Source organism: Pseudomonas sp. SIMBA_068, from assembly GCF_046534705.1.
In the GTDB taxonomy this organism is placed as follows: domain Bacteria; phylum Pseudomonadota; class Gammaproteobacteria; order Pseudomonadales; family Pseudomonadaceae; genus Aquipseudomonas; species Aquipseudomonas putida.
Genome location: NZ_JAWRYI010000327.1, coordinates 1 through 285, shown reverse-complemented (window position 1 = coordinate 285; position 285 = coordinate 1). Strand labels below are relative to the sequence as shown.

1 pseudogene is annotated in these 285 nt (G+C 58.6%); it reads left to right on the top strand.

Annotation, left to right across the window (positions count from 1 at the left end):
* Positions 1 to 285 (top strand): annotated as a pseudogene (locus SB756_RS29385) (dolichyl-phosphate-mannose--protein mannosyltransferase); the annotation flags it as partial.

Sequence of the window (285 nt, the reverse complement as noted above, 5' to 3'; positions counted from 1 at the left end):
ATTTGTGGAGGCGGGGCATTACGAGCCGTTCTACTACTACCTCGCGAAATTGCCTCAAGCGTTTTTGCCCTGGAACATCCTGGTGTACCTGGGCCTGTGGCACTTTCGCAAAAGCCTGGTGCGCAATCGCTACCGTCTGTTTTTCAGCGAGTGGCTGTTGGCGCAATTCACCCTGCTGACCCTGGCCTCCAGCAAGCGCACCGTGTACCTGATGTCGCTCACACCGGCCGCCGCCGTACTCGCAGCCGAATATGCGTGGGTGCTGCTGGAACGCTTGAAAGAGCG